The sequence below is a fragment of the Enterobacter sp. genome (assembly GCF_977039595.1).
Window position 1 is genome coordinate 1 of the sequence record NZ_CDRQYH010000041.1, and the last position, 24,619, is coordinate 24,619.

The following is a 24,619-nucleotide window of genomic DNA, read 5'->3' on the forward strand; positions in this document are numbered from 1 at the left end:
GAATTCACTATCGGCGAAGGTGAGTTGATGGCTCATGATGTCCCTCTGGGATGCGCTCCGGATGAATATGATGATCTCATATCAGGAACTTGTTCGCACCTTCCTTAGCCTACGATAAAAGCTGGCTAAAACATGATGTTAAAGCCGGGTTATCCGTTGCGGCTGTAGCGCTACCCGTTGCGATTGCTTACGCTGAGCTGGCGGGTGTTGGGGCAATTGTAGGGCTCTATTCCTGCGTTTTACCAATGATAGCTTACGCACTGTTTGGCTCTTCACGCCAGCTTATTGTGGGCCCAGATGCAACGACATGCGCGGTGATTGCGGCCGTCGTGTTTCCGCTTTCTGCGGGGAATCCCGAACTGCACTGGCAGCTGACAATTATCATGACATTGATGATGGGCGGGTGGTGCCTGCTGGCCAGTAAATTCCGCCTGGGCGCACTTGCCGATCTGCTTTCTCATCCCATTCTTACCGGCCTGCTTAACGGCGTAGCGGTGACGATTATTGTCGGGCAACTAGGCAAGGTGTTGGGGATTAAGCTTGATGAGGCGCAGGTTATTGAAAAAATAATCGCCTTGCCAGGCCGACTTTCAGATAGCCATTTATTAACCGTAGGGATATCCCTTTTTACGTTAATTATTTTAATGGCGATTAAAACGTATCGCAGCCAGTGGCCAGCACCTTTAATTGCTATTGTGATAACAACGGCGCTGGTATGGGTGACCTCTGCGCAACAGTATGGAATTGCCACGATTGGGGGAGAAGGCTTCCAGCCAGGTTTACCCGTCGTTAACTGGGGGGCGTTCCAGCCAGGTCCGATGCGTGATTTAGTGATCCCGGCGCTGAACCTGGCGTTGGTCAGTTTTGTCAGCCTGATGCTGACCGCCCGCAGTTTCGCCGCGAAAAATGGCTATGAAATTAATGCTGATGCAGAGTTCCGCGCGCTGGGTATTGCGAACATTATGTCGGGGTTATCTCAGGGGTTTGCTATCAGTGGCGCCGATTCCCGGACCGCAGTTAATGATTCGGTTGGGGGGAAAAGCCAGCTGGTTTCGGTGGTCGCAGCCTTGATCATTGGTATCGTCGTGGTGTTTTTCACTCAGCCATTACAATACATTCCGGTATCTGCGTTAGGTATAGTTCTAATGTATGCCTCGTGGTCATTAATCGATTTACGTGGATTATGGAACCTGAGGCGCAGAAATAAGCAGGCATTTCGTCTGGCCTTCTTCACGTTTGGCTGCGTTTTAATTATCGGCGTTATCCAGGGGATTGGCCTTGCGGTGTTGCTTGGCCTGTTACAGTTCCTTCGTACAGTGTTTCGTCCCTCTGAGCACTTACTGGGCACTGACGACGATGGAATGATTCACTCATTAGGAAATACGAACGATATTAAAATGGTCCCGGGCGTACTGATGTATCGATTTAACTCACCGTTGACCTATTTTAACGTGGCTTATTTTAAACGCCGGGTATTGAACCTGGTTGATGGGGCAGCCTTACAGCCTAAATGGGTGGTCATTGATGCCGTTGCCTGCTTCACCTATTCAGACATCAGCGTTCTGGCAACCATTAATGAGTTAAAGCGCGATCTGAAAGGTCGACAGATTAAATTAATCCTCGCGGGCAGGAAAACGGAGTTAACCCGCTGGTTTAAAGAGAGTCGGCCAACAATGAATGATGATGACATGATTCTGGCGCCAGACCTCTACCTGGCACTTCGATTCATTCAAAGTAAAGAGAGCGCGAGTGAATCAGGAGGAGAGGTTTAAACCATCCTGGCTTGCCCGCCATCCGCGAGCAAGCCACATCTTTTAACGATACAGCGTCTTTTCCGCAACCGGAATAAGCAGCCCGGAGCGCCAGTCCGCGAGCGTCAGCTGCGCAAGCCTACCCAGCGCGGTATAAAACGGATGCCCGGCGTTGTCGACAAACACCGACAGGAAGCGGGTGCTCCACGGCAGCAGGTGCCACGCCAGAAGCCGATCGCACTCAGCATCGCGACCATTCTCGGCAAGCCACGCTGCCAGCAGCAGCAATGTCCCAAAGTGGTCTTCCGGTTCGTTCTGCTGCATCTCAAACGCGATATTGTTCTCCCGCATCCACTGACGCAGGGCGAGGGTCGAGTCGCCGAACAGCACGGATTCGCGGTCGAGCCAGACGGAGCCCCACGGTGGAGCGGGCAGGGCGTAAGGGCCAATAAACAGCCGTTGCCACGCGTCCGTCAGCGGCTCGTCGGCAGGCGAGGCAAAGGATTCGGCAATGGGCTGCAGCGTTTCCGGCAGCAGAGGCCAGTCCTGAACCCAGTCGCCCGCGGTCAGGGCCTGGACCAGCGGAGCAGCCTGCTCGCTGTCGGGTGCAAAATAAAACAGCGCGCCCAGCACCCGGGCGCTGAACGCGAACGATTCACGCTGTGAGACGTCTTTCATTACATCTTCCTTGCTCGCGCGGATTTCGCCCGCGCGACTGTGTTAAACCAATTTATAGACCATAGAATAAACAACGGTCATGCGCTTCACTTTCTAGACCTTCTCGATCTGCACCAGATTGGTGTGCTGCGGGTTGCCTTTTGCCAGCGGCGACGGGCGGTGCGTGGTCAGCGTGTTGATGCATGAGCCGTGGTCGATACGATCGCCGTTCATGTTGGCGTCGTGCCAGGCACCCTGGCCCATGGCGCTCACGCCGGGCATGATGCGCGGCGTGACTTTCGCTTCAATTCTCACCTCACCGCGATCGTTAAACACGCGCACTGTATCCCCGTTCTTAATACCGCGTTTTTCGGCATCAACAGGATTAAGCCAGACCTCCTGGCGGCAGGCCGCTTTAAGCACGTCGACGTTACCGTAGCTTGAGTGGGTACGGGCTTTGAAGTGGAAGCCAAACAGCTGCAGCGGGAACCGCGCGCGCTCGGGCGCATCCCAGCCGTCAAAGGTCGAGGCGTAGACGGGCAGAGGGCTGATGGTCTCATCTTTTTCAAGCTCCCAGGTGGCCGCAATCTCCGCCAGCTTGCTGGAGTAAATCTCAATCTTGCCCGAAGGCGTTTTCAGCGGATTGGCATCCGGGTTTTCGCGGAACTTTTTATAGGCCACAAAATGTCCGTTCGGATCTTTACGCTTGTAAATGCCCATTTTTTTCAGCTCGTCATAGGACGGCAGCTGAGGGTCTTTTTCGAGCATTTTGGCATACAGATACTGCAGCCACTGCTCCTGCGTGCGTCCTTCGGTAAAATTCTGATGGATATCCGGCCCGAGGCGTTTTGCCACTTCGCTCATGATCCAGTAGATGGGCTTGCGCTCAAACTTCGGCGTAGTCACGGGCTGGAGGAAAATCAGGTAGCCCATATTGCCCGCATAATCGTTAGGAATGATGTCTTCCTGCTCGACGGTCATCAGGTCCGGCAAGATGATATCGGCGTATTTCGCTGACGACGTCATGAAGTTATCGATGACCACAATCATTTCGCACTTGCTTTCATCCTGCAGGATATCGTGGGTTTTATTGATATCGGAGTGCTGGTTGATGATGGTATTGCCCGCGTAGTTCCAGATGAACTTAATCGGCACGTCCAGCTTATCCTTTCCGCGTACGCCGTCGCGCAGGGCGGTCATTTCCGGCCCGCGGGCGATGGCGTCCGTCCAGCTGAAGCAGGAGATTTGCGTTTTGACCGGGTTATCCGGCAGCGGCATACGTTCAATGGTGATGGTGTAGGTCGACTCTCGCGCGCCGCTGTTCCCGCCGTTGATCCCCACGTTTCCGGTGAGGATCGGCAGCATCGCGATGGCGCGCGAGGTCAGCTCGCCGTTCGCCTGACGCTGGGGTCCCCAGCCCTGACAGATATAGGCCGGCTTCGCGGAGCCAATTTCCCGGGCAAGCTTAATGATGCGTTCTGCGGGAATGCCGGTGATGCGTGAGGCCCACTCCGGCGTTTTAGCCATGTGGTCATCGCCCTGGCCGAGAATATACGCTTTGTAGTGACCGTTAGCGGGCGCGCTTTCCGGCAGCGTTTTTTCGTCGTAGCCAACGCAGTATTTGTCCAGGAACGGCTGGTCGACCAGGTTTTCGTCGATTAATACCCAGGCAATACCCGCCACCAGCGCGGCATCGGTTCCAGGACGGATCGGGATCCATTCATCTTCGCGTCCGGCTGCCGTGTCGGTGTAGCGCGGGTCGATAACAATCATGCGCGCGTTGGACCGCTCGCGAGCCTGCTCAAGAAAGTACGTAATCCCGCCGCCGCTCATGCGCGTTTCCGCCGGGTTATTGCCGAACATCACCACCAGTTTAGTGTTTTCGATATCCGAGGTGCTGTTGCCGTCGTTGCTGCCATAGGTGTAGGGCATCGCGCAGGCAATTTGCGCCGTGCTGTAGGTGCCGTAGTGGCTCAGGAAACCGCCGTAGCAGTTCATCAGGCGCGCCACCAGCGAAGCGTAAGGGGAAGAGCGGGTGATATTGCCGCCGACAATTCCGGAAGAGTAGTTGATATACACCGCTTCGTTGCCGTATTTGGCCACCACGTCTTTCAGGCTGGCGGTGATAGTGTCGAGCGCTTCATCCCACGTGATGCGTTCAAACCTGCCTTCGCCGCGTTTGCCCACGCGCTTCATCGGGTAGTTCAGACGGTCAGGGTGATTGATGCGGCGGCGGATTGAACGTCCGCGCAGGCAGGCACGCACCTGGTGATCGCCATACACATCCTCGCCGGTGTTGTCCGTTTCGACCCAGTACACTTCGTTGTCGCGCACGTGCAGACGCAGCGCACAGCGGCTGCCGCAGTCGACAGAGCAGGCGCCCCACACGACGGTATCTTCAGGGGGCTGGACGGCGCCCTTCACCGCGGCTGCAGCGCTTTTAAGACCAAATGGAAGCGAGATCCCACCAGCGGCAAGCGCCAGAGAACCTATCGCCGTAGATTTCACGAGAGTTCGACGGCTAATTCCGCCGTGATGTTCAGCATCGGACATGGCTCACCCCATCATTATAATTGCGTATTATTTTTCCCGAAATGATATCCGGGCTAATGATGGGGTGAGTGTCACTGATTTGGGGGGACTAAATATTAATCCTTATCAAATCAAAGGGGATTGAAGCTCAATTACTGAGGTTCAGCTGCCGCACCGCTGCCTGTGCGGGTGTATAAAATCTTAAACGTGTCGTTAGCGCAGTGGCCTACGACCTGCGTGCCCGGCTGGTCGGCCTGGTCGTTTGGCACGATATTCAGCGTAAAACCTGACTCAGGCACGCCGTTGTTGACGATCTTCTGCTGAATGTCGCTTTTCACGCGCTCGCAGGAATCCGGTGCCGCCAGCGCGGCCGTCGAGGCACTCATTAACAGCAGGGCGGTAATCCAGGGTAACCGTTTCATCTGTAGCTCCTTTTCTCTGTGTGTTAAGTTAGTGTAGCAGGGGAGGCGTAAGTCTATGTTTTTATCTGTAATTTTCTGATTAATCTTAATGCTGCCACGCGTAGCTGGCTCCCTCGCGCGGCGAGCCGCTATCATTTAATCGAACGAGAATGCTCTGGTGAGACATTCTCAAATATTTCATCAAAAAAACGATGAAACGCATTAAAGCACTCAGCAATCATCTGGCTGGCTTTATTTCTTTCCTCTTCCGTTAAATTCAGGGTATCTACAATCTCATCCTCGCTCCCCATTGAATGTCCAGTCTCATGACTCAAATGTAAATGACCGCAGTATTCCAGCTGTTTATCCGTGCCCTTTGTTATGGAGGCCAACGTATCAAATGTCGCATTGCCGGTTGCCTCCATGACTTCAATTACGATTAAACGCATTTTGGCGCTTTGATTGTGAAGGGCCTGAATTAAATGGTAAGTCAGCTTTCGGCTGTTAATCAGGTTATCAGCCCACAGAAAGCTCAGGTGTTCTGTGAGGCTAGCGGCGGAATTTTGCCCGCTGGTCTGCAGATCGTTTAGAAACCAGGGCCAGTGTTCGGCATCCTCCCTGGCATGGGTATTCACTGCCCGTTCCAGCGGATTGGCGGGCGTCGCAAACGGCAAAATATATTTATTAATATCGGCAAAGCTCATGACAAAATGTGAAATATAGGGTAAAAACCTCAGTCGCTCATCAAGCGATAATGCATCGTCATTGAGATAATTAAATAACGGATGATTCAGGAAGTTCGTTTTGTGATATTCAATCTCTTTTGAAATGCCCGTCATAATATATCCTTTAGCGTTGACCGTTCCCCATAAAATATAGCCTGGTTTCCCGTCTGCGTGGGCGAGACCGGTTTTCTCCGCGTTCAGATGATTCGTTTTCACTATCGCGTAAGCCGCTGTATTTGCTAATATGATTGGGAATAATCTCCTGTACGGAAATGAATGTGAAGATATACGCAGCGATAACGCTACTGGCAGCAACACTGGTGGGGTGCGACAACAGCTCCGCGCCGCTGTCGTTTACGCCCGAGATGGCGAGTTTTTCAAACGAGTTTGATTTTGACCCGCTGCGCGGCCCGGTCAAAGACTTTACCCAGACGCTGTTCAACGAGAAGGGCGAAGTGTCCAAACGGGTCACCGGCACCGTCTCGTCTGAAGGGTGTTTCGATACGCTGGAGCTGCACGACCTGGAGGCCAACACCGGCGTGGCGCTGGTGCTGGATGCCAATTACTATCTTGACGCTGAAACCCAGCAGCGCAAAGTGAAGCTGCAGGGGAAATGCCAGCTGGCCGAACTGCCGTCAGCCGGGATAACGTGGGATACCGACGACAACGGTTTTGTGGTGGCGGCGCACGGCAAAGAGATGGAAGTGAAGTATCGCTACGACGCGGATGGCTACCCGCTGGGCAAAACCACCGTTTCCGGGGATCAGCACCTGTCCGTTCAGTCGACGCCGTCTAAAGATCTTCGCAAAAGAATGGATTACTCGGCCGTGAGCATGTTGAACGACAAGCCGCTGGGCAACGTGAAGCAGAGCTGCGATTACGACCGCCACAATAACCCGGTGAGCTGCGATCTGACGATCACGGACGACAGCGTCAAACCCGCCGTTGAGCGCAAGTACACCATCAAAAATACGATTGAATACTACTGAGAATAAAACCGCGCAGGTTACTGCGCGGTCGGTTTCAGCAGGCTGGCGCCAGACGGTTTATGTCCGGCCAGGTGCTGATGCTGGAAAATGCACATGCGAATGGTATTGCGGTATTCACCGTTAATAAAGAATTCGTGAATCAGCTCGCCTTCCACCATAAAGCCCAGCTTGCGATAGATATGGATCGCTTTCTCGTTCTCTTTATCCACAATCAGGTAAAGCTTGTAGAGATTCAGAACGTTGAATCCGTAATCCATTGCCAGCTTAGCCGCCCGTGACGCAAGGCCCTTTCCCTGATGTTCAGGGGAGATGATTATCTGGAACTCCGCCCGACGGTGAACGTGGTTGATCTCAACCAGCTCCACCAGCCCGGCTTTTTCACCTTCACACTCAACCACAAAACGACGTTCACTCTGATCGTGAATGTGTTTATCGTAGAGATCGGACAGCTCGACAAACGCCTCGTAAGGCTCTTCGAACCAGTAGCGCATCACGCTGGCATTGTTGTCGAGCTGGTGCACAAAGCGCAGGTCTTCACGCTCCAGCGGACGGAGTTTAACGTCGCAGGACACCGACATTACGGGGCTACCGTGCGGCCAGTGCGGCGATCCAGGCAGCGCAGGGTGTTTGGCTCCCAGTATGCATTGACGTTTGCACTTTGCTGACACTTATCGCGTGCGTCAAAAGCAACATCTTCTTTGTCCCACTCTTTTTCGGCACGTTTGTTGACCTTCTGGCGAAGGCTACGGGTGTCATTCCATTGTTCTTTGTCCATAGCGGCGTTCTGGCGGCTTTGCGCGCTGTCACCAGACTCAATAATGAGCTTGCTGGTTTCCGCTGTCGCAGAGGCGGCAAAGGCGAACGATGACAGCGCCAGCAGGGCTGTCAGACAAAGGCGTTTGCTTAATGTGGTCATAGCGTTTCCTTTTAAATGGGTGCAGGTAATCAGGTTACCCCGTACAGATTCTACACTAATGCGAAATGACGGCATACCCGCGGGGCAAGTATGGAAAAGTAAAGGGCATCATCAGGTATGATGGTTAAATAAATCCTCACCTGGCGTGAAATATGCTTAAAACGACGCTGCTTTTTTTTGCCACCGCGCTATGCGAAATCATCGGCTGCTTCCTGCCCTGGCTCTGGCTGAAAAAGGGGGGAAGCGCACTGCTTTTGATCCCGGCGGGCGTCGCGCTTGCCCTGTTTGTCTGGCTGCTAACGCTGCATCCGGCGGCCAGTGGTCGCGTTTACGCGGCTTACGGTGGTGTTTATGTGTGTACAGCGCTGCTGTGGTTGCGCGTCGTGGACGGGGTCAAACTCAGCGCATACGACTGGGCCGGGGCGCTGATTGCCCTGTGCGGTATGCTGATTATTGTAGCGGGATGGGGGCGCGCCTGAGCCCTCGGTTTTTGTGATCGCTAGCTGATTTCGCGATCTTTATACTTGTATGGTAGTAGTGTAGTTGCGTAAATTTCCAGCATCACAACGAGCGATGTAAGGAAAGGAATTATGAAGATTGTCGCGGCTGACGTGTTTGTTACCTGCCCGGGGCGGAACTTTGTCACCCTTAAAATCACCACCGATGAGGGGATTGTCGGTCTCGGTGACGCTACGCTAAACGGGCGCGAGCTCTCCGTGGCCTCATACCTGAAGGATCACCTTTGCCCGCAGCTGATTGGCCGCGATGCGCACCGCATCGAAGACATCTGGCAGTTTTTCTATAAAGGCGCCTACTGGCGTCGCGGCCCGGTTACCATGTCGGCCATCTCCGCCGTAGATATGGCGCTGTGGGATATCAAAGCCAAAGCGGCCAACATGCCGCTCTACCAGCTGCTGGGCGGCGCCTCCCGGGAAGGAGTGATGGTCTATTGCCATACCACCGGCCATACCATTGACGACGTGCTGGAAGATTACGCCCGCCATAAAGAGATGGGCTTCAAGGCGATCCGCGTGCAGTGCGGCGTGCCGGGCATGAAAACCACCTACGGCATGGCCAAAGGGAAGGGGCTGGCCTACGAGCCTGCGACCAAAGGCGACTGGCCGGAAGAGCAGCTCTGGTCCACCGAAAAATACCTCGATTTCACGCCGAAGCTGTTCGACGCGGTGCGCAGTAAATTCGGCTTCAATGAGCATCTTCTGCATGACATGCACCACCGCCTGACGCCCATCGAAGCGGCGCGCTTCGGCAAGAGCATCGAGGAATTCCGCATGTTCTGGATGGAAGACCCAACGCCTGCGGAAAACCAGGCCTGCTTCCGCCTGATCCGCCAGCATACCGTCACGCCGATTGCCGTGGGGGAAGTGTTTAACAGCATCTGGGACTGCAAGCAGCTCATCGAAGAGCAGCTCATCGACTATATCCGCACCACCATTACCCACGCGGGCGGGATCACCGGGATGCGTCGCATCGCGGACTTCGCCTCGCTCTACCAGGTGCGCACTGGCTCGCACGGCCCGTCGGATCTCTCGCCTGTATGCCACGCCGCCGCGCTGCATTTCGACCTGTGGGTGCCGAACTTTGGCGTGCAGGAATATATGGGCTACTCCGAACAGATGCTGGAAGTCTTCCCGCACAGCTGGCGCTTTGATAACGGCTATATGCATCCTGGGGATAAGCCGGGGCTGGGCATCGAGTTTGATGAAAAGCTGGCGGCGAAATACCCGTACGATCCGGCCTATCTGCCGGTGGCCCGTCTCGAAGACGGCACGCTGTGGAACTGGTAAGCGAGGAGAGAACGATGAAAAGCGTAGTGATTCAGCAGCCGAACGAACTGGTGATTGAAGAGCGGCCACGCCCGGAACCAGGCGCAGGCGAAGTGCGCGTCAAGATTAAACTGGCCGGGATTTGCGGTTCAGACAGCCACATCTACCGCGGGCATAACCCGTTTGCTAAGTACCCACGCGTCATTGGCCACGAGTTTTTTGGCGCGATCGACGCCGTGGGTGAGGGCGTTGATGCTGCCCGCCTGGGCCAGCGCGTCTCGGTTGACCCGGTGATCAGCTGCGGGCACTGCTACCCGTGCTCGGTGGGAAAACCGAACGTCTGTACCTCGCTGGTGGTGCTGGGCGTTCACCGTGACGGCGGCTTCAGCGAATATGCGGCAGTACCTGCACAAAATGCCTGGCCCATTCCGGATGACATTCCTGATAAACACGCCGTTATGGTGGAGCCCTTCACCATCGCCGCCAACGTGACGGGGCAGGCCAGTCCCACCGGGCAGGACGTCGCGCAGATTTACGGCGCAGGCCCGATGGGGCTGGTCACCGTGCAGGCGCTGAAAGGCGTCTATCAGGTGAAGCAGGTTATCGTGGTTGACCGAATAGACGAGCGCCTGACGATGGCCCGGCGCAGCGGCGCGGATTGGGTCTTTAATAACGGCGAGCAGTCGCTGCAGGCCGCGCTGGACGAAAAGGGCATCAAACCGACGTTAATCATTGATGCCGCCTGCCATCCATCTATTTTGCAGGAAGCGATAACCCTGGCCTCTCCGGCGGCGCGTATCGTGCTGATGGGCTTTTCCAGCGAGCCGAGCCAGATTGTTCAGCAGGGCATCACCGGCAAAGAGCTGGCGATCTTCTCCTCACGCCTCAATGCCAATAAATTCCCGGTCGTCATCGACTGGCTGAAGAAGGGGCTGATCGACCCGGAAAAACTGATCACCCATACCTTTGACTATCACCATGTAACAGACGCCATCGAACTGTTTGAAAAAGACCAGCGGCAGTGCTGCAAGGTCTTACTCACGTTCGGCCAATAATCAAATACGCGGTTAAGAGCCTGCGCAGACAGGCTCTGGTGGTACGCATCTTACCTTTCAGAGATAGCCATTATGACGCAAGCACAACCTCAAAGAACCACCTCCGATCTGGTGAAAGCCGCCGTTTCCGGCTGGCTGGGCACCGCTCTGGAGTTTATGGACTTTCAGCTTTACTCGCTGGGGGCCGCCCTGGTCTTTCATGAGATCTTCTTCCCGGAACAGTCCGCCGCGATGGCGCTGATCCTGGCGATGGGGACCTACGGCGCAGGCTATATCGCACGCATTGTCGGCGCCTTTATCTTCGGCAGAATGGGCGACAGCATTGGCCGTAAGAAGGTGCTGTTCATCACCATCACCATGATGGGGATCTGCACCACGCTGATTGGCGTCCTGCCGACCTACGCGCAGATCGGGATTTTTGCCCCGGTTCTGCTGGTGACGCTGCGCATCATTCAGGGCCTGGGCGCTGGGGCTGAGATCTCCGGGGCGGGGACCATGCTGGCGGAGTACGCGCCGAAAGGGAAACGCGGCATCATCTCCTCGCTGGTGGCGATGGGCACGAACTGCGGAACGCTCAGCGCCACGGCGATCTGGGCGGTGATGTTCTTTGTCCTCGATCGTGAAGAGCTGATTGCCTGGGGCTGGCGCGTGCCGTTCCTCGCCAGCGTCGTGGTGATGATCTTCGCCATCTGGCTGCGTATGAATCTCAAGGAGAGCCCGGTCTTTGAGAAAGTAAACGATGCACAAAGCGTGCAGCCGGATACGTCGCTGGGTTCCATGGTGAAAAGCAAATCCTTCTGGCTAGCGACCGGCCTGCGGTTTGGTCAGGCGGGTAATTCGGGCCTGATCCAGACGTTCCTTGCCGGGTATCTGGTCCAGACGCTGCTGTTCGATAAGGCCATCCCGACCGATGCGCTGATGGTAAGCTCCATTCTCGGGTTTATCTCCATCCCGCTGCTGGGCTGGCTTTCCGATAAAGTGGGGCGCCGTCTGCCGTACATTATTCTCAATATCTCCGCCATTCTGCTCGCCTACCCGATGCTGTCGATCATCGTCGATAAGAGCTATGCGCCGGGGACGATCATGCTCTCTATCATCGTTATCCATAACTTCGCCGTGCTGGGGCTGTTTGCGCTGGAAAATATCACTATGGCGGAGATGTTTGGCTCGCGAAATCGCTTTACGCGTATGGCCATCTCCAAAGAGGCTGGCGGTCTGGTGGCGGTGGGCTTTGGTCCGGTGCTGGCAGGGATCTTCTGCAATATGACCGGCTCCTGGTGGCCCATTGTTGCCATGCTGGTGGCCTATTCCGCGATTGGACTGGTCTCGGCGATCCTGATGCCGGAAGTGCGCGACCGTGATTTGAGCGCGGCGCATGACGCAGCCGAGTCTGCGCCAGAAGAGAGTGTGGGTTACGGCGCTGTCTCTTCGCGACGCTAGTGGTTTACAGCCTGCGTAACCTGTCACACAACTTTATTTTTATGTCACACCAGATGAGCAAAAGTTAATATATATCAAAAAATCAAACGGCAGTATCGGTATGGTTGATGGCAGTTCTCTTTTTACTCCAGCTGCCATTCTAGTTGGTGTAGTCAGCAGGCGCTGCCGCTTCAGAAAGAGCGGCAGCGATCCACAGCTTTCTAATTAACGAGTCTTAATCATGGAAAACACGTTATTACAGGCCAACGCGACGCTGCCTCAGTACGATCGCGACAGCCTCAAAGCACGCATTGTACATTTAGGCTTCGGCGCATTTCACCGGGCGCACCAGGCGGTGTACGCCGACATCCTTGCCGCTGAACACGGCAGCGACTGGGGCTACTGTGAAGTTAACCTGATTGGCGGCGAGCAGCAGATTGCCGATCTGAAGGCCCAGGATAATCTCTATACCGTGGCGGAGATGTCTGCCGATGCGTGGACTTCCCGCGTAGTTGGCGTAGTCAAAAAGGCGCTGCATGCGCAGGTTGACGGGCTGGAAACGGTGCTGGCGGCGATGTGCGAACCGCAGGTGGCGATTGTCTCGCTGACCATCACCGAGAAAGGGTACTGTCACTCACCGGCAACCGGGCAACTGATGCTCGATCATCCGTTTATCGTCGCAGACCTGCAAAACCCGCACCAGCCAAAATCCGCGCCGGGTGTCGTCGTGGAAGCGCTCGCGCGCCGTAAGGCGGCGGGTCTGCCGGCGTTTAGCGTGATGTCCTGCGACAACATGCCAGAGAACGGTCACGTGATGCGCAATGTCACCTGCGCGTACGCCCGAGCGGTAAACGGTGAACTGGCGGACTGGATTGAATCCCACGTCACCTTCCCGTCAACTATGGTGGATCGCATCGTGCCCGCGGTCACTCCCGATACGCTGGATAAAATCGAACGGCTGACCGGCGTGCGCGATCCGGCGGCGGTGGCCTGTGAACCGTTCCGTCAGTGGGTGATCGAAGATAACTTTGTGGCGGGTCGTCCTGCGTGGGAAAAAGCCGGAGCCGAGCTGGTGTCGGACGTGATCCCTTTTGAAGAGATGAAGCTGCGCATGCTCAACGGCAGCCACTCGTTCCTGGCGTACCTGGGTTATCTGGCGGGCTATCAGCATATCAACGACTGCATGGAAGATAAGAATTACCGTCTTGCCGCGCACGCGCTGATGCTCAACGAGCAGGCGCCCACGCTGAAGGTCAAAGGCGTCGATTTAGGGCGCTATGCCGATCTCCTGATTGCCCGCTACAGTAACCCGGCCCTGCGCCATCGGACCTGGCAAATTGCGATGGACGGCAGCCAGAAGCTTCCGCAGCGCATGCTGGATTCCGTGCGCTGGCACCTGGTGCATCAGAAGCCTTTCCCGCTGCTTGCGCTGGGCGTGGCAGGCTGGATGCGCTATGTCGGCGGCGTGGACGAGCAGGGTAACGCGATTGACGTAAGCGACCCGCAGCTGGCGGTGATTCAGGCGGCGGTGAAGGACAGTGCGGAAGGGGAAAGCCGGGTCAGGGCGCTTCTCGGCATTGAAGCCATCTTTGGCAAGGAGTTACCGCGTGAAGCCGTCTTTGTTGATGCGGTGATGAAGGCCTACCTGACGCTGCTGCAAAAGGGAGCGAAAGCGACCGTGGAGCAGTACGTGTCTCAACGGTAATTCAGCACATGCCGCCGTTTGCGGCGGCATGTCCGCGCACCGCTTAGTGCATACCCAGGCGAATCAGCTCAATCGGTTCGAACTTACCTTCGCATCCTTCCACTTCAACCGTTTTGCTGCGGCGCACCTGCGCGGCATCCAGCCCGTCGCTGTGGATTGCTTTAATCACGCCAGTTTTGCCCGTGCCGCTAATCATGACGCGGCTGCCGGTGGTGATTGCATTGCGGTTACGGTCGTATGTCATCATGGTATTTCCTCCTCTCTAACCTGTTCGTTACGGCGTTATTTCAGGGTTGCCGTTCACGGAGCATATAAATACGCCTGTCTGCATCACATGTTTTTGTTTTTGATCAAACTCACACTTTTTTCTTTATTGTGCCGGGCGCTGACGGTTCACTACAGCAATTTACAAAGCAGACCATTATTTTCATTAAATGATAGTTTCAGCAGGGAAGCGTTGAGGGTTGGTTTATATTACTAATGCCATTCTGGGTACAGGAAATAACCCTTTCATCGGAATAAGGAGTCAGGCTTATGTATAAGAAGATTTTGATGCCTGTTGATGTGTTTGAAATGGATTTGAGCGACAAAGCGGTTCGCCACGCGGCAAACCTTGCGAAGGCTGAGGGCGCCTCGATTACCCTGGTCAATATTCTGCCGGCCAGCAGCCGATCCCTGCTGCGTGGATTTAACGCCGATATTAAAAAGTTCGAAGAGTATATGACGGAGGAATCCGGTAAGAAAATGAACGCGTTAAAAAGACTTTTCGATATTTCGCCGGAGAAAATTGACAGCCTGGTTCGCTTTGGCAACGTCCGCGATGAAATCATCAGGCTGAGCAAAGAAGGGGAATATGACGCGATCGTCATCGGGTCGAAAAATCCGGGCATCAGCACCCATCTGCTGGGGTCAAATGCGGAATCTATCCTGCGCTACGCCACTATTCCGGTGTTAGTCGTTCGCTAAACCCATCGCCGCGTCTGAAAGGGGCGGCGAATATTACTCTTCGCTAAACCACTCGCTATTTTCCTGACGAATCAGCTGCACGGATTCGCTAATTTCCTGCAGATGCAGCGTCATCGCTTTTTCCACGCCGTCCGGGTCGCGTTTTTCCAGTGCGCTGAAAATATCATGATGCTGTCGAAGCAGCATTTCCGGCGGGGAGACGTGATCGAGGCTCATATAACGCACGCGGTCGATGGTGGCCTTGATGTTTTCGATGGTGTCCCAGGCAAGCTGGCAATCCGCAATCTGCGCCAGTTTCTGGTGGAATTCATCATCAAGCTGGAAGAAATCATTCAGCTGCTTACGGTCAATCGCAATTCGCTGCTGATGCAGGTTTTGCTCCAGCAGATAACACTGGTTGTCGTTGATGAGCGTTGCGGCACGGCGCGCCACCGCGCATTCAATGGCCTGGCGAACAAAACAGCCGTTGCGCACCTGAGAGAGTGAAATTTTGTTCACGTAGCTGCCGCGCTGCGGGCGGATCTGAATCAGACCGTTTTCAGCAAGCTTAATAAACGCTTCACGCACCGGCTGACGGGAAACGTCAAAACGCACGGACACCTCTTTTTCAGAAAGCGGCGTTCCCGGTGGGATCAGGCAATGGACAATATCACGTCGCAAAATGCGATAGATTTGCTGGTTTACGGGCTGGGTGGGGTTGAGTTGCGATTCAGCGGCCATGAGTTGTCATTTCTCAGAGAGTTAGCCTGAACATACTACCATTCTTTTATAGACCGAAACAGACCCGGCCCGCAGGCCGGGAAGGGCAGATTTAGCCACGATGGACACTAAGTCCGGCAAAACTTTGGCTGACCGGCATCATTTCTACGGTATTGATGTTGACGTGTTTTGGCAGCGTCGCCACCCACCAGACCGTTTCGGTGACATCTTCCGGCGTCAGGGCGTTAGCGTTTTCGTAGGTTTTGTCTGCTTTCGCGTCATCGCCCTTGAAGCGCACGTTGGAAAACTCGGTGCCGCCCACGAGGCCCGGCTCGATGTCGGTGACGCGAATGGCGGTGCCGTGCAGATCGGTCCGCAGGTTAAGGCTGAACTGGCGCACAAACGCTTTCGTCGCGCCGTAAACGTTGCCGCCCGCATAAGGCCAGCTTCCGGCGGTGGAGCCGATATTGATAATGTGGCCGCGATTACGTTCAACCATGTCCGGCAGCACCGCGCGGGTCATATAGACCAGCCCTTTATTGTTGGTGTCGATCATGTTTTCCCAGTCTTCCACGCTGGCTTTATGGGCGGGCTCCATGCCCAGCGCCAGACCGGCATTGTTGACCAGCACGTCGATGGCGCGCCACTCGGCGGGCAGGTTAGCAATCATCTCTTCAATCGCCGCGCGGTTACGCACGTCCAGCTGCGCGGTCAGGATGCTGTCGCCTAATTCGTCCTTCAGCTCCTGCAGACGTTCCTGACGACGGCCGGTCGCAATAACCTTGTGCCCGTTGGCGACGAAGCGACGCGTGATGCTTTCACCAAAACCTGCCGTTGCCCCGGTAACTAAAATAATCATCTCACTGTTCCTCAACGCTTTTTGTGTTTTACTAACATAGCACGGCGGCAGAGGGTGCGTTAAGGCAACATTTGTATGACGGCGTTGCAGGGGATGGCGGCCTGGCCTACTCTGGGAGGATACCCGTACTCAGGAGTGAAAGATGACGGCAACGAATCCTTTTTTTGAAATCAGCCTGCTTCCTTACCAGGCACCCCCTTTTGATAAGATCGACGACAGTCACTATCGTCCAGCTTTCGATGAAGCCCTTCGCCAGAAGCGGGCGGACATTAACGCGATTGTCTCTCAGGCCGCTGCGCCTGACTTCACGAACACCGTGCTGGCGCTGGAGAAAAGCGGCGCTTTGCTCGCGCGCGTCAGCAGCGTGTTCTTCGCTATGACTTCCGCTCACACCAATCCGTATTTACAGGAACTGGAAGAACAGTTCTCCACCGAGCTTGCCGCGCTGGCAAACGATATCTGGCTGAATGACGTGCTGTTCGCCCGCGTGGAAAGCGTCTGGCAGGATCGTGCCGCGCTTGATGCCGAATCCCGTCGTCTGGTCGAGGAGACGTATCAGCGGTTTATTCTGGCCGGTGCGCGTCTGAATGAGACAGAAAAGGCCGAGCTGAAGGCCCTGAATACCGAGGCTGCCTCCCTGACCAGCCAGTTTAACCAGCGCCTGCTGGCTGCCGATAAGACGGGTGGGCTGGTGGTGGATTACGCGCACCAGCTTGACGGGCTCAGCGCCGGTGAAATCGCGGACGCCGCGCAGGCTGCCGCGGAGCGAGGGCTAAACGATCGCTGGCTGATCCCGCTTCTGAACACCACCCAGCAGCCCGCGCTTTCCGCGCTGCGCAATCGTCAGACCCGCGAAAACCTTTTCAACGCAGGCTGGACGCGCACCCAGAAAGGGGATGAAAACGACACTCGCGAGCTGATCCTTCGTCTGACGGCGCTGCGCGCCCGGCAGGCCAGCCTGCTGGGCTTTGAGGATTACGCCAGCTGGAGTATCGCCGATCAGATGGCGAAAACCCCGGCCGCCGCGCTGGAATTTATGCGCGGCATTGTGCCTGCCGCCCGTGCCCGCGCGGAACGCGAACAGGCCGATATTCAGAAAGTCATTGACGATGAGCAGGGCGGTTTCACCGTCCAGGCCTGGGACTGGGCGTTTTATGCCGAGCGCGTGCGCCAGGCAAAATATGCCCTTGATGAGTCGCAGATCAGGCCGTACTTTGCGCTCAATACCGTGCTGCAGGATGGCGTTTTCTGGGCCGCCAGCCAGCTGTTTGGCATTCGCTTCGTCGAGCGCTTTGATATCCCGGTGTATCATCCGGACGTCCGCGTATGGGAAATTTTCGACCACACCGGTGAGGGCATGGCGCTGTTTTACGGCGACTTCTTTGCCCGTGATTCCAAGCAGGGCGGGGCATGGATGGGGAATTTCGTCGAACAATCCTTCGAGTTTGCTTCCCGTCCGGTTATCTACAACGTCTGTAACTACCAAAAACCGACGAATGGCGGGATCGCGCTTCTCTCGTGGGATGACGTGATCACCCTGTTCCACGAGTTTGGCCATACGCTGCACGGTCTTTTTGCCAGCCAGCGTTTCGCCACCCTTTCCGGCACCAATACGCCGCGTGATTTCGTTGAGTTCCCGTCGCAAATCAACGAGCACTGGGCCAGCCATCCACAGGTGTTTACCCATTATGCGCGCCATTACGAAACCGGGGAGCCGATGCCGGACGCGCTGCGGGAAAGCATGCTCAACGCTACCCATTTCAACAAGGGTTATGACATGACGGAGCTGCTGGCTGCCGCGCTGCTGGACATGAACTGGCACGGCATCGGCGAGGCCGTTTCGGACGTTGAAGGCTTTGAAGCGGCAGCGTTGAAAAAAGAGGGGCTGGATCTGCCCGCCGTACCGCCGCGCTACCGCAGCAGCTATTTTGCCCATATTTTCGGCGGCGGGTACGCGGCGGGGTATTACGCCTACCTGTGGACGCAGATGCTGGCGGATGATGGCTATCAATGGTTTGTCGAGCAGGGCGGCTTAACTCGTGAAAACGGGCAAAAATTCCGCGAGGCGATTTTGTCTCGTGGTAACAGCACGGATCTGGCTGAACTTTATCGCAGCTGGCGCGGGCGCGATCCGAAGATTGAACCGATGCTGGAGAATCGCGGGTTGAGCGAATAGCGACAGTTTCGTCAGAAAAAAGAGCCGGGCTTTACGCCCGGTTTTTTAATTTCATCTTGCTGGTAAATGCTTCAGCAAAAAAAATTTTTACAGGCGTTCTTTATAAATAAAAAATGTGAGATTAAAACGCGCTTCTACCGGTATATATAATTTACCGAGAGTAGTCTGTAAATGAGTGAGTAATTAATACTTTGATCTGGATTGTAAAAATAAAAAATCTTTTAACTGCCAATTTTTAGCTATAAATTTTTATTATTTTGTGCCGATAAATGAAAATGGCATAAGAATCGACGCAGTAGCAGTCAAGAAGGCGAAAGATGACCTTACCTTTGAACAATCCGGGCTTCACGGATACCGAGCCTTCTAAAGGCCTGATAAATAAAACTTTTACCTATATAGTAACGTTGTTGATAAGTATTTTTATTGCAGCAATAATTTCCCTGCTCATAATAAAAGATAATGTTAATAAAATCAGCGACAAGCACGATGAATTTTTGTTAAGGAAGGCCCTGGATACCCGCCAGGAAAACATGCGAAGTCATTTGAAAGACAATGCCGAGTGGGGAGATGCCTACAAACATCTTCATCTGACCACAGACGTTCACTGGGCATGGGATAAGCAGAATCTGGGCAAGTCCCTGTATGACAACTTTGGCTACGAAGGGGTGTTTGTTCTCTCTCCTGAAGGGAGCACGCGATACAGCGTGGTTGACGGGAAACTGAAGCTTCAGGATCTGGAGCGCTGGTTAGACAAATCAACCAAAGACCGTTTACTGCGTGAGATAAGCATTAAAAATGGATTGCCGGTTTCTGTGCTAACGCTTATCAATTCGGTCCCGGCCATTGTTTCTGCTGAATGGATAACGACCGGTGATGATACGAGCGTGCAACCCTTACCGGGGAAATCTTCGACAATGGTGTTTATAGATAAGTTAACGGCTAAAAAACTCCTCACGATTGGGCAGGATGCCGGCATTCTGAATGTTCGTACCTCACCGGCTACAGTGACTTCTCAAATAAATAATCAGACGGAATTTACCTTAAGCACCCAGAATGGTGATGTGCAAATTATCTGGGACGGTGAAAATCCCGGCCAGGCGTTGATAATTTATTTTTTGCCATTACTCATTCTTTCAGTCGTTCTGACGGTATCGATGACGCTAATATTAATGCGTCATATTATGCACAAGGCGAGAATGCTTGACGAAAATAGCTTTCTCCTTGAGCAGGCGCGATTAAATCTAATTACGAGTGAAAAACGATTCCGGGACGTCAGTGAAACAACCAGCGACTGGTTCTGGGAAACAGATTTATCGTTAAAGATAACATGGCTGTCAGGTCGTTTTACTACAATAACGGGATATGAAAATAGCAAATGGATAGGCCGCAGCCTGGATGAACTCTTTCCGTCGACAAGCGGGTTATCACATGCCTGTGCCAGCCAGCGGGACTTAACTGAGCGCTTTGAATTTAAAAACTGTCCTTATACTCACGCGCATCAAACCACGTCATATTGCACGCTCCTGGCAAAATTTTCTGCTCAGCCTGATGGAACGGTGGTTTTGCGAGGCGCGGCAACCGATGTCTCTCAGGAAGTTGAAGCAACAAAACGTGTGGAGTTTCTGTCACGTCATGATGAATTAACCGGTCTGCCGAACCGCTATCATATTAAGGAATTTCTGGCAGGCCAGCTGGCTAAAGAAGACCTTAACCATTATCCCTTTGCCATGATTTGTCTCGATTTAGACAAGTTTAAACCCGTCAATGATATTTTTGGGCACTCTACTGGGGATGCTCTGCTCGGTGAGGTCGCTTCACGTCTTAAATATTGCGTTCGACGAGGTGATTTTGTCGCACGGCAGGGAGGGGATGAATTTATGATTCTCCTCGGCAACACCAGCCAGCAAGACCAGATTGAAGAGGTGTGTCGCCGCATCGTGCAAGAACTGAACCGACCTTTTTCCATTGAAGGAAATGAGGTAGCGATAGGCGTAAGCATGGGCATTGCACAGGCTCCCCGGGATAGCATCAGCGCAAACGATCTTCTACGCTATGCAGATATTGCGCTGTATCAGGCAAAGCAATCCGGCAGAAACCGATGGGTCTATTATCGCCCGGATATGTCGGAAAAGCTGACCGAACGCAGGAAACTGGAATTAGAGCTGAAGACTGCGATTCGCGAAGAACAACTCTACCTGGTTTACCAACCCCGTTATAACCTCCGGTATTCTAAAATAGAGGCCGTCGAAGCGCTGGTACGCTGGCAGCACCCGACTCGGGGGACCATAATGCCCGACCAGTTTATTCCGCTGGCAGAAGAAACCGGGCTTATTATTAGCCTGAGCAACTGGGTCATACGCAAAGCGTGTGCGGAAACGAAAGATAAATTGCCGGGATTATCGGTATCCGTAAATATTTCTGCTATCGAATTCCAGGCAAGCGATCTTGCTGAAAGGATAAAAGAGTTACTTCACGAAACAGGGCTTGAATCCAACCGGCTGGAAATAGAAGTGACGGAAAACGTAACGCTTTCCGATCCTGAAAAAACGCTGCAGACCATGAAGTCTCTCAAAAAAATGGGCGTCCGCATTCTGATTGACGATTTCGGAACCGGCTACGCCTCTCTGAGCTATCTGCGGAAGTTTCAGTTTGATGGGCTTAAGCTCGACAAGAGCTTTATTTTTACCCTGGGTGACTCGCCGCAGAACCAGTCAGTCGTGGAGAAAATTATCGACCTGGGGAAAGCCTATTCCATGGCGGTAACCGCAGAAGGGGTGGAGACCGTCGAACAGCTCGCTTTTCTTAAAGAAAATAAATGTGATGAGGTTCAGGGCTACCTGCTTGGAAAACCGGTCGCCATTACGGACTTAAATTTAAACGCAAGCAGAGTAAATCTCTAAAGCGTGCTTTCATTCAGGGAAGCGTAAATGAAAAACCGGGCGTTACGCCCGGTTTTTTTTATCTTACAACCAGCACAGGGCATTTCGCATGCCGAACCACTGCCGCAGCGTTTGAGCCCAACAGATAGGTCGAAATGTCCGGCTTATGGGAGGCGATAATGATCAGGTCGGCGCCGATCGTATCTGCGAGCTTAAGGATCTGATCCTTCGGAGACCCCGTCACGGCATGCGTCTGTATCTTGTCTGGAGGAATTTTGAATTGCTTAACGATTTCATCCAGCTTTGCTAAGGCCGCGTGCTGGAACTCTTTCAGCTTCGGCATTTCGACCGAGTAGGCCAGGCCTAATGATGAATAATACGGAAGCGATGGAATGACAGTAAGAAAGTGAACTTTAGCTGTGTTAAGTGCTGTATGTGCCTGAACGAAGGGGATAACCATGTGCGTCAGACTATCCTCCGAAATGTCAATTGGAACTAAAATTGAGTTGTACATTTGTCCCTCCTGAGTGTTTTTCACACAATTCAGGGTAGACCGTTAATTTCAGGAAAACAGAGAGCAGGGTGTCATAACGGGGACAAATTTCGGTTATGTGATAGGCGTACATTCGAACCTGTCCGTGATCTTGCCAACGTGGCGTGACAACGAACAGGGACATCCGGGGATGAATCTCTCCGCGTCACGGTCCGTTTTCTGCAAAACGCCAAAGCCTCAACCGGGCGCAATGCCCGGTACCTTGTTCATATTGCGTGACAGCTGACGGACGCGATAATTTTATTCCCGCCCATATTGCCCATAATCAGTTCGAGTAATTTTCGGTATTCTTCACGGGTCATCACCTCAGCCCGAATTTCGGTTTTTCCCTCAGCCTGAGCCGTGGAGGAATAAATCGCTTTCAGACTTAACGTCAACTCTTTCGCCATATTAACGATGCTCTGCCGCACCGCATCTTCATGCTCGTCAGCACAGGTGATTTTCAGAACATAGCTTTTTTCGCCTTCATGGAGCACGGGCAGCTGATTAATCCGCTGCGCGGCTTCGCGAAGCAATATGTTGGCGCAGAGAATAATTAAACTGGCCATGGCGGCATTCCAGAACTGGCCTAAACCACATAGCACGCCAATTCCGGCCGAGCACCACAGCGTGGCGGCGGTGTTCAGACCACGAATATTCATTCCTTCACGCATAATGACGCCTGCGCCAAGAAAGCCGATACCGGAGACGATCTGCGCTGCGATACGCCCCGGGCTATCAGGAGAAGTCGATACCGAACTTAAAATGAACACTGCGGCACCCGTGGCAACCAGTGCATTGGTAAGAAGTCCGGCCATACGCTGGCGCCACTGTCTTTCCGCGCCAATAATTGCGCCCAGCAGCATCGCTGCGAGCAGATGAGAGATATAAGGGAACATCAACCTGTCGCCTGTTAACGTTATTAAATAATAAGCGTCAGTGCTTTGCTAAGCACATCATAACGCCGTTTAAATGCTAAACGTGTCAGGACAACGGTGGCGGAAAGAGTGAATGTGTAAACATGAACATGCGATGCCCCACAAAATGAGTGGTTTTACTATTTCGGGATACAATCGCTTAAAGAGGATTGCTGCCCACCCTTTCAGGTAAGCAGCGAGAAAATTGCGCTAGCTTACCTTCGTATCGACGATAAAATGACTTTCCAACGAAGGTCTCCTGTGAAAATTTATTGCCAGTATAGTCAGGCGAAATAATGAGTAAAGCGAAAAAACAGCCTCCGTTATGAATTGTTTAAGTTCGCAAGGCATATTTTTTAAGACGTCATCTGATTTTAAAAAATACCCGCTATACTACATTTCCTTTTTTACAGGCGATAACAGACAAAGGTAGGAAGTATGTCTCTTCGTTCGCTGCGGGCGTTATGCCTGACAAGTTTTTTCCTCGCGGATGTCCGCGATGGCCTCGGTCCCTTTCTCGGTATTTTTCTGACCGAACGCCACTGGACCCCTGATGATATAGGCATCCTGATGACGGCCGGTGGTCTGGCGGGATTACTGGCCACGCTGCCGGCGGGATTCATCACCGACACCTCACGCAGCAAGCGGACCGTGCTGGCGCTGGTGTGCCTGCTCATCACCCTTAGCACGCTCCTGCTCTGGTTTAGCCAGCAGAGCGCTGTTGTCGCCGTTTCGCAAATTGTCTCCGGTATCTGTGCGGCGTTTGTCGGCCCGCTGATCGCCGGGATTACGCTGGGGCTGACCGGCCAGAGCGGGTTCAGCGCGCAGATGGGCAAAAATGAGGCATTCAATCACGGCGGAAACTTTGTTACCGCACTGATTGCAGGGGGCATTGCCTGGTACTGGGGCGTCGGCGGAATTTTCCTGCTGATGACCTGTACCACGCTGTTAACGCTCTGCGCGCTGCTTGCCATTCGCAACGGGGATATCGATAACGACGCGGCGAGGGGGCTCTCTTCTTCAGCGAGCCTGCCGGTCCCCGGTTTTGCAGTGCTGATGAAAAACCGGGCGCTGTTTGTGACCGGGCTGACGCTGCTGCTGTTTCACCTGGCGAACGCCGCGCTGCTGCCGATGCTGAGCATGAGGGTGGCCGCCGCGCCCGCCTCGATCAACCCCGGTTTGTACGCGGCGGGCACCGTTATCATCTCTCAGGCCGTGATGATCCCCGTCGCCATCTGGGTCGCCCACCGAATAGACCGCTACGGCTACTGGCGCTTGATTATGCTGGCGCTGCTGGTGATGCCGGTGCGCGCCGCGCTGGCGGCGTCTACGGACGCGCCGCTCATGATGATCCCGGTACAAATTCTCGACGGGCTGGCCGCAGGGATCTTGGGCGTCGTGGTACCGTCGTTTATCGTGGTGCTGTTGCGCGGGAGCGGGCACGTCAATGCCGGGCAGAGTGTGGTGATGCTGATGCAGGGGATTGGGGCATCCATGAGCCCGGCGTTAACCGGCACGATTGCCGGTCATTACTCATTTGCCACGGCATTCAGTGTCCTGAGCGCGATTGCGCTGGTGGCCGTCCTGCTCTGGTGGTGCTTTGCGCACCGGACCTGGGAAACAGACAGTACGCCGGGTGGGGCATAGCCGCCACCCG

General features: G+C 54.1%; 22 protein-coding genes. 11 read left to right on the forward strand and 11 right to left on the reverse strand.

All coding sequences use genetic code 11. The features are described from left to right. Positions 1-89 precede the first annotated feature (89 nt). Positions 90-1,772: a SulP family inorganic anion transporter gene (locus tag ACWYRJ_RS13355; protein ID WP_455508059.1), complete on the forward strand. Its 1,683-nt coding sequence runs from the start codon at positions 90-92 to the stop codon at positions 1,770-1,772. A 42-nt stretch (positions 1,773-1,814) separates the two neighbouring features. Here ACWYRJ_RS13355 and dmsD read toward each other — a convergent pair whose 3' ends face one another. From dmsD to ACWYRJ_RS13375, 4 genes are all read right to left on the reverse strand, one after another. Beyond that, on the reverse strand, positions 1,815-2,429 hold the full coding sequence (gene dmsD, locus ACWYRJ_RS13360) for a Tat proofreading chaperone DmsD (RefSeq protein WP_455508060.1): 615 nt from the start codon (positions 2,427-2,429) through the stop codon (positions 1,815-1,817). Positions 2,430-2,522: 93 nt separating this feature from the next. Then, complete coding sequence (gene ynfE, locus ACWYRJ_RS13365; RefSeq protein ID WP_455508061.1) at positions 2,523-4,961, reverse strand: selenate/tellurate reductase subunit YnfE; 2,439 nt, start codon at positions 4,959-4,961, stop codon at positions 2,523-2,525. A 131-nt stretch (positions 4,962-5,092) separates the two neighbouring features. Further along, positions 5,093-5,362, reverse strand: a complete 270-nt coding sequence (locus tag ACWYRJ_RS13370) for a DUF1161 domain-containing protein (protein ID WP_021241220.1) — start codon at positions 5,360-5,362, stop codon at positions 5,093-5,095. A 131-nt stretch (positions 5,363-5,493) separates the two neighbouring features. Next, positions 5,494-6,282, reverse strand: a complete 789-nt coding sequence (locus ACWYRJ_RS13375) for a hypothetical protein (protein ID WP_146749044.1) — start codon at positions 6,280-6,282, stop codon at positions 5,494-5,496. 62 nt (positions 6,283-6,344) lie between these two features. Here ACWYRJ_RS13375 and ACWYRJ_RS13380 point away from each other — a divergent pair, with 62 nt between their 5' ends. Further along, on the forward strand, positions 6,345-7,055 hold the full coding sequence (locus tag ACWYRJ_RS13380) for a YnfC family lipoprotein (RefSeq protein WP_111965770.1): 711 nt from the start codon (positions 6,345-6,347) through the stop codon (positions 7,053-7,055). A gap of 17 nt (positions 7,056-7,072) precedes the next feature. Here the strand turns inward: ACWYRJ_RS13380 and speG are convergent, their stop codons facing one another. Both speG and ACWYRJ_RS13390 read right to left on the reverse strand, forming a co-directional pair. After that, a complete protein-coding gene (speG, locus tag ACWYRJ_RS13385) occupies positions 7,073-7,633 on the reverse strand; it encodes a spermidine N1-acetyltransferase (protein ID WP_048030664.1) in 561 nt (186 codons plus the stop codon). Then, positions 7,633-7,971, reverse strand: a complete 339-nt coding sequence (locus ACWYRJ_RS13390; protein WP_008502414.1) for a DUF1283 family protein — start codon at positions 7,969-7,971, stop codon at positions 7,633-7,635. The genes speG and ACWYRJ_RS13390 overlap by 1 nt, the downstream gene beginning before the upstream one ends. 152 nt (positions 7,972-8,123) lie before the next feature. Here ACWYRJ_RS13390 and ACWYRJ_RS13395 point away from each other — a divergent pair, with 152 nt between their 5' ends. From ACWYRJ_RS13395 to ACWYRJ_RS13415, 5 genes are all read left to right on the forward strand, one after another. Beyond that, a complete protein-coding gene (locus ACWYRJ_RS13395) occupies positions 8,124-8,450 on the forward strand; it encodes a YnfA family protein (protein ID WP_025757996.1) in 327 nt (108 codons plus the stop codon). Positions 8,451-8,561: 111 nt separating this feature from the next. Next, the gene (gene manD, locus ACWYRJ_RS13400; RefSeq protein WP_063145672.1) at positions 8,562-9,776 is read left to right on the forward strand and encodes a D-mannonate dehydratase ManD; all 1,215 of its coding nucleotides are present in this window, start codon (positions 8,562-8,564) and stop codon (positions 9,774-9,776) included. Positions 9,777-9,790: 14 nt separating this feature from the next. After that, entirely contained in the window at positions 9,791-10,810 is a 1,020-nt protein-coding gene (locus tag ACWYRJ_RS13405) for a Zn-dependent oxidoreductase (RefSeq protein ID WP_455508062.1), read from the forward strand. A 72-nt stretch (positions 10,811-10,882) separates the two neighbouring features. Further along, positions 10,883-12,250: an MFS transporter gene (locus ACWYRJ_RS13410; protein ID WP_455508063.1), complete on the forward strand. Its 1,368-nt coding sequence runs from the start codon at positions 10,883-10,885 to the stop codon at positions 12,248-12,250. A 220-nt stretch (positions 12,251-12,470) separates the two neighbouring features. After that, positions 12,471-13,934, forward strand: a complete 1,464-nt coding sequence (locus ACWYRJ_RS13415; RefSeq protein ID WP_455508064.1) for a mannitol dehydrogenase family protein — start codon at positions 12,471-12,473, stop codon at positions 13,932-13,934. Positions 13,935-13,977: 43 nt separating this feature from the next. Here the strand turns inward: ACWYRJ_RS13415 and ydfZ are convergent, their stop codons facing one another. Then, entirely contained in the window at positions 13,978-14,181 is a 204-nt protein-coding gene (gene ydfZ, locus ACWYRJ_RS13420; protein WP_014883679.1) for a putative selenium delivery protein YdfZ, read from the reverse strand. A 287-nt stretch (positions 14,182-14,468) separates the two neighbouring features. Here ydfZ and ACWYRJ_RS13425 point away from each other — a divergent pair, with 287 nt between their 5' ends. Continuing rightward, on the forward strand, positions 14,469-14,900 hold the full coding sequence (locus ACWYRJ_RS13425; RefSeq protein ID WP_111965759.1) for a universal stress protein: 432 nt from the start codon (positions 14,469-14,471) through the stop codon (positions 14,898-14,900). Between the two features lie 33 nt (positions 14,901-14,933). On the opposite strand, the gene ACWYRJ_RS13430 is transcribed toward ACWYRJ_RS13425, so the two are convergent. Next, the gene (locus ACWYRJ_RS13430) at positions 14,934-15,620 is read right to left on the reverse strand and encodes a GntR family transcriptional regulator (protein ID WP_014883681.1); all 687 of its coding nucleotides are present in this window, start codon (positions 15,618-15,620) and stop codon (positions 14,934-14,936) included. 91 nt (positions 15,621-15,711) lie between these two features. Beyond that, positions 15,712-16,458, reverse strand: coding sequence for a bifunctional NADP-dependent 3-hydroxy acid dehydrogenase/3-hydroxypropionate dehydrogenase YdfG (gene ydfG / locus ACWYRJ_RS13435; protein WP_455508065.1), 747 nt, complete (start codon positions 16,456-16,458; stop codon positions 15,712-15,714). Between the two features lie 142 nt (positions 16,459-16,600). Here ydfG and dcp point away from each other — a divergent pair, with 142 nt between their 5' ends. Then, complete coding sequence (dcp, locus tag ACWYRJ_RS13440; protein WP_455508066.1) at positions 16,601-18,634, forward strand: peptidyl-dipeptidase Dcp; 2,034 nt, start codon at positions 16,601-16,603, stop codon at positions 18,632-18,634. Positions 18,635-18,951: 317 nt separating this feature from the next. After that, positions 18,952-21,534: a bifunctional diguanylate cyclase/phosphodiesterase gene (locus tag ACWYRJ_RS13445; protein ID WP_455508067.1), complete on the forward strand. Its 2,583-nt coding sequence runs from the start codon at positions 18,952-18,954 to the stop codon at positions 21,532-21,534. Between the two features lie 58 nt (positions 21,535-21,592). On the opposite strand, the gene uspF is transcribed toward ACWYRJ_RS13445, so the two are convergent. After that, entirely contained in the window at positions 21,593-22,027 is a 435-nt protein-coding gene (gene uspF / locus ACWYRJ_RS13450; protein ID WP_311390530.1) for a universal stress protein UspF, read from the reverse strand. Between the two features lie 245 nt (positions 22,028-22,272). Further along, positions 22,273-22,944 carry an MgtC family protein gene (locus ACWYRJ_RS13455; RefSeq protein WP_455508068.1) on the reverse strand — a complete coding sequence of 224 codons (672 nt, stop codon included), beginning with the start codon at positions 22,942-22,944 and terminating at the stop codon, positions 22,273-22,275. Positions 22,945-23,400: 456 nt separating this feature from the next. Between ACWYRJ_RS13455 and ACWYRJ_RS13460 the strand changes: the two genes are divergently transcribed. Continuing rightward, positions 23,401-24,609, forward strand: coding sequence for an MFS transporter (locus ACWYRJ_RS13460; RefSeq protein WP_455508069.1), 1,209 nt, complete (start codon positions 23,401-23,403; stop codon positions 24,607-24,609). Positions 24,610-24,619: the final 10 nt, after the last annotated feature.

Coding starts and splice junctions, on each gene's coding strand:
- dmsD (WP_455508060.1), bottom strand. CDS start 2,429: ATGAAAGACGTCTCACAGCGTGAATCGTTCGCGTTCAGCGCCCGGGTG.
- ynfE (WP_455508061.1), bottom strand. CDS start 4,961: ATGTCCGATGCTGAACATCACGGCGGAATTAGCCGTCGAACTCTCGTG.
- ACWYRJ_RS13370 (WP_021241220.1), bottom strand. CDS start 5,362: ATGAAACGGTTACCCTGGATTACCGCCCTGCTGTTAATGAGTGCCTCG.
- speG (WP_048030664.1), bottom strand. CDS start 7,633: ATGTCGGTGTCCTGCGACGTTAAACTCCGTCCGCTGGAGCGTGAAGAC.
- ACWYRJ_RS13390 (WP_008502414.1), bottom strand. CDS start 7,971: ATGACCACATTAAGCAAACGCCTTTGTCTGACAGCCCTGCTGGCGCTG.
- ACWYRJ_RS13395 (WP_025757996.1), top strand. CDS start 8,124: ATGCTTAAAACGACGCTGCTTTTTTTTGCCACCGCGCTATGCGAAATC.
- manD (WP_063145672.1), top strand. CDS start 8,562: ATGAAGATTGTCGCGGCTGACGTGTTTGTTACCTGCCCGGGGCGGAAC.
- ACWYRJ_RS13405 (WP_455508062.1), top strand. CDS start 9,791: ATGAAAAGCGTAGTGATTCAGCAGCCGAACGAACTGGTGATTGAAGAG.
- ACWYRJ_RS13410 (WP_455508063.1), top strand. CDS start 10,883: ATGACGCAAGCACAACCTCAAAGAACCACCTCCGATCTGGTGAAAGCC.
- ACWYRJ_RS13415 (WP_455508064.1), top strand. CDS start 12,471: ATGGAAAACACGTTATTACAGGCCAACGCGACGCTGCCTCAGTACGAT.
- ydfZ (WP_014883679.1), bottom strand. CDS start 14,181: ATGATGACATACGACCGTAACCGCAATGCAATCACCACCGGCAGCCGC.
- ACWYRJ_RS13425 (WP_111965759.1), top strand. CDS start 14,469: ATGTATAAGAAGATTTTGATGCCTGTTGATGTGTTTGAAATGGATTTG.
- ACWYRJ_RS13430 (WP_014883681.1), bottom strand. CDS start 15,620: ATGGCCGCTGAATCGCAACTCAACCCCACCCAGCCCGTAAACCAGCAA.
- ydfG (WP_455508065.1), bottom strand. CDS start 16,458: ATGATTATTTTAGTTACCGGGGCAACGGCAGGTTTTGGTGAAAGCATC.
- dcp (WP_455508066.1), top strand. CDS start 16,601: ATGACGGCAACGAATCCTTTTTTTGAAATCAGCCTGCTTCCTTACCAG.
- ACWYRJ_RS13445 (WP_455508067.1), top strand. CDS start 18,952: ATGACCTTACCTTTGAACAATCCGGGCTTCACGGATACCGAGCCTTCT.
- uspF (WP_311390530.1), bottom strand. CDS start 22,027: ATGTACAACTCAATTTTAGTTCCAATTGACATTTCGGAGGATAGTCTG.
- ACWYRJ_RS13455 (WP_455508068.1), bottom strand. CDS start 22,944: ATGTTCCCTTATATCTCTCATCTGCTCGCAGCGATGCTGCTGGGCGCA.
- ACWYRJ_RS13460 (WP_455508069.1), top strand. CDS start 23,401: ATGTCTCTTCGTTCGCTGCGGGCGTTATGCCTGACAAGTTTTTTCCTC.